The following is a 4,363-nucleotide window of genomic DNA, read 5'->3' on the forward strand; positions in this document are numbered from 1 at the left end:
ATGACGGATATTAGGCGCACGCCTTTGCATGGTTTGCATGTTGAGTTGGGTGGGAAGTTGGTTGATTTTGCGGGCTGGGAGATGCCTGTTCAGTATCCCTTGGGGATTATGGGTGAGCATGCGCAGTGTCGTGAGAAGGCGGCGGTGTTTGATGTGTCTCATATGGGTCAGGTGATCCTGCGGGGTGAGGATGTTGGTGCCAAGCTTGAGGCTCTGTGCCCGCAGGCCTATGCGACACTGAAGCCTGGCAAGGCGCGGTATGGATTTTTCACCAATTCGGATGGCGGGATCATGGATGATCTGATCGTGTCGAATGCGGGGGATCACTTCTTTGTGGTGGTGAACGCGGCGCTGCGTCATCAGGATATTCCGCATATGCGCGACAATCTGGACGGGGTTGAGGTGATCGAGATCTTTGACCGCGCGCTTGTTGCGGTGCAGGGACCGAAGGCCGAGGATGTGGTGGGTGCGCTTTGCCCTGCGGCGCGGGATCTGAAGTTCATGGAAACTGTTGTTGCCGACATCCTGGGGGCCGAATGCCGGATCTCGCGTCTGGGCTATACCGGCGAGGACGGGTACGAGATCTCGATCCCCGAGGACCGCGCGATAGAAATCACCAAGGCCTTCCTGGCGCATGAGGATTGCGAGGCGGCGGGCCTGGGCGCGCGCGACAGCCTGCGGCTGGAGGCGGGGCTGTGCCTGTATGGCAATGACATCGACCAGGGCACCTCGCCGATCGAGGCCAGCCTGGGTTGGGCGATCCAGAAACGCCGCAAGGAAGAGGGCGGATTCCCGGGGGCCGACCGCATTCAAAAAGAACTGGCCGAGGGTCCCGCGCGCAAGCTGGTGGGCATCAAGCCGGAAGGCCGGGCACCGGCGCGTCAGGGCGTGGACATTCAGTGCGCGCAGGGCAATACAATCGGCCAGATCACCTCGGGCGGGTTTGGCCCGACGGTCGGTGGACCTGTGGCGATGGGCTATGTGGCGGCGGATCATGCCGAACCGGGCACGGCGGTGAACCTGATCATCCGGGGCAAGCCGCAACCGGCACAGATTGTGGCCACCCCCTTTGTCACCCAGAATTACAAGCGTTGAAGTCAGGAGAGAGACAACATGGCAACCTATTATTCCGAAGAGCACGAATGGCTGACCGTCGAGGGCGACACCGCGACGCTGGGCATCACCAAACACGCGGCTGAACAGCTGGGCGACGTGGTGTTCGTGGAACAGCAGGAAGCAGGCGACGAGTTCGAGAAGGGTGGCGAGATTGGCGTGATCGAATCCGTCAAGGCGGCGTCCGAGCTTTATGCGCCGGTTGATGGCGAGATCGTCGAGGTCAACGAGGCGCTGGCCGACAATCCGGGCGCGCTGAACGACGACCCCGAGGGCGAGGCCTGGATCTACAAGATCAAGATCACGGATGCGTCGCAGCTGGAAGATCTGATGGATGAGGCCGGCTACAAGGCCTTCATCGGGTAACTTCAATTCCGGGGCCCTGAAACCGGGCCCCGGGCTTCATCTTTTTCCAAATACTCCCGCCGGAGGCATCTGCCAGAGCGGCTGGGCGAGACATTCCTTGAGGAGCGCTACACATGGCCTTCAAACTCACCGATTACGAAGCCTATGACTTTGCCAACCGTCGCCATATCGGGCCCAGCCCGACCGAGATGCGCGACATGCTCAAGGTGACCGGCTTCACGACGCTGGATCAGCTGATTGACGCCACCGTCCCCCCTGCGATCCGGCAGAAGGAAGCGCTGGACTGGGGTCCGGCGATGACCGAGCGCGATGCGCTGTTCCACATGAAAGAGGTGGCGAGCAAGAACAAGGTTCTGACCTCGCTGATTGGTCAGGGCTATTACGGCACCACCACGCCTGCGCCGATCCTGCGCAATATCCTGGAAAACCCGGCCTGGTACACGGCGTACACGCCTTATCAGCCCGAGATCAGCCAGGGCCGGCTTGAGGCGTTGCTGAACTTCCAGACCATGGTCAGCGATCTGACCGGGCTGGACGTGGCCAACGCATCCCTGCTGGACGAAGCAACCGCTGCTGCCGAGGCGATGGCGATGGCCAAGCGCGGTGGCCGGTCCAAGGCCAATAACGCGGCTTTCTTCGTCGATAAAAACTGCCACCCGCAGACCATTGCGGTGATCAAAACCCGCGCCGAGCCTCTGGGCATCGACGTACAGGTGGCTGATCCGGATACGATGGACGCGGGCGCGGTGTTTGGCGCGATCTTCCAGTATCCCGGCACGCATGGACATGTGCGTGACTTCACCGCCGAGATCGCGGCGCTGCATGAACATAAAGCCATTGCCATCGTTGCAGCGGACATCCTGTCGCTGGCGCTGCTGAAGTCACCGGGCGAGATGGGCGCAGATATCGCCATCGGTTCGACCCAGCGCTTTGGCGTGCCGATGGGCTATGGCGGCCCGCACGCGGCCTATATGGCGACCACCGACAAGCTGAAGCGGTCGATGCCCGGCCGGATCATCGGCGTCAGCATCGACAGCCGGGGTAACAAGGCCTATCGCCTGGCGCTGCAGACCCGCGAACAGCATATCCGCCGCGAGAAGGCCAACTCGAATGTCTGCACCGCGCAGGCGCTGCTGGCCGTCATTGCGTCGATGTATGCGGTTTATCACGGCCCTGATGGCATCAAGGCCATTGCGCAATCGGTGCACCGCAAGACCTCGCGCCTGGCCGCCGGTCTGGAAGAGGCGGGCTTTGCCGTGGAACCGGAAGTGTTCTTTGACACCATCACGGTCGAGGTCGGCCATCTGCAGAATGTCGTGATGGAGGCCGCCGTGGCCCGCGGCGTCAACCTGCGCAAGGTCGGCGACAGCAAGGTCGGCATCAGCCTGGACGAACAGACCCGGCCCGAGACCATCGAGGCCGTCTGGGGTGCCTTCGGCATCGATCGGGCGGATGACAGCTCGAACAAGCAATACCGCCTGCCGGATTACGCGCTGCGTGAAAGCGAATATCTGACCCACGAGATCTTCCACAAGAACCGGGCCGAGGCCGAGATCACGCGCTATATGCGCCGTCTGGCCGACCGCGACCTGGCGTTGGACCGGGCGATGATCCCGCTGGGGTCGTGCACGATGAAGCTGAACGCCACGATCGAGATGATCCCGGTCACCTGGCCCGAGTTTGGCAATCTGCACCCGTTCTGCCCCGAAGATCAGGCACAGGGCTATCACGAGATGATTGCCGATCTGAACGACAAGCTGTGCCAGATCACCGGCTATGACGCGATCTCGCAGCAGCCCAACTCGGGCGCGCAGGGCGAGTACGCAGGCCTGCTGACCATCCGCAACTATCACTTCGCCCGCGGCGAAGGGCACCGCAATGTCTGCCTGATCCCCACTTCGGCCCATGGCACCAACCCGGCCTCGGCCCAGATGGTGGGCTATCAGGTGGTGCCGGTGCAAGCGGATGAGAAGGGCAACATTGATGTCGCCGATTTCCGCGCCAAGGCGGAAAAGCATTCCGACCATCTGGCCGCCTGCATGATTACCTACCCGTCGACCCATGGCGTGTTCGAGACCACCGTCCAGGAGGTCTGCCAGATCACCCATGATCACGGCGGTCAGGTCTATATCGACGGCGCCAACATGAACGCCATGGTCGGCCTGTCGCGTCCTGGTGACATTGGTGGCGACGTCAGCCACCTGAACCTGCACAAGACCTTCTGCATCCCGCATGGCGGTGGCGGCCCCGGCATGGGTCCGATCGGCGTCAAGGCGCATCTGGAGGAACACCTGCCCGGCCACCCGGAATACGGCACCGCCGTCGGTCCGGTCTCGGCGGCACCGTTTGGGTCTCCGTCGATCCTGCCGGTCAGTTGGGCCTATGTGCTGCTGATGGGCGGTGCGGGTCTGACCCAGGCCACGAAAGTGGCGATCCTGAACGCCAACTATATCGCGGCTCGGCTGCAGGACGCCTATCCAATCCTGTACACCTCGGAAACAGGCCGGGTGGCGCATGAATGTATCCTTGACACCCGTCCCCTGGATGAGGCGGCCCATGTCAGCGTCGACGATGTGGCCAAACGTCTGGTCGATTCCGGCTTCCACGCGCCGACCATGTCCTGGCCGGTGGCCGGAACCCTGATGGTCGAGCCCACCGAGTCGGAACCCAAGGACGAGCTGGATCGCTTCTGCGACGCCATGCTGTCCATCCGGGCCGAGGCGCAGGACATCATCGACGGCAAGATCGATGCGGAGAACAACCCGTTGAAAAACGCCCCCCATACGGTGCGCGATCTGGTCGGCGACTGGGACCGCCCATACACCCGCGAACAGGCCTGCTTCCCCCCGGGCTCCATGGGCGTCGACAAATACTGGTCCCCCGT

Annotated in this window: 3 protein-coding genes; all 3 read left to right on the plus strand. The window is 62.5% G+C overall.

From position 1 onward, the window contains the following. Positions 1–1,095, plus strand: a 1,095-nt coding sequence (gene gcvT / locus AC2FIM_RS20235) for a glycine cleavage system aminomethyltransferase GcvT (RefSeq protein ID WP_496690629.1), incomplete at its 5' end; no start/stop codon positions are given. An 18-nt stretch (positions 1,096–1,113) separates the two neighbouring features. Beyond that, positions 1,114–1,479, plus strand: coding sequence for a glycine cleavage system protein GcvH (gcvH, locus tag AC2FIM_RS20240; RefSeq protein WP_142640419.1), 366 nt, complete (start codon positions 1,114–1,116; stop codon positions 1,477–1,479). Between the two features lie 113 nt (positions 1,480–1,592). Next, on the plus strand, positions 1,593–4,363 hold a 2,771-nt coding region (gcvP, locus tag AC2FIM_RS20245; protein ID WP_496732298.1), incomplete at its 3' end, for an aminomethyl-transferring glycine dehydrogenase.

The sequence above is a fragment of the Ruegeria sp. CDSC052 genome, from assembly GCF_059610685.1.

Bases quoted from the DNA above. Each gene is read 5' to 3' on its own strand.
- gcvH (WP_142640419.1), top strand. From the start codon at position 1,114: ATGGCAACCTATTATTCCGAAGAGCACGAATGGCTGACCGTCGAGGGC.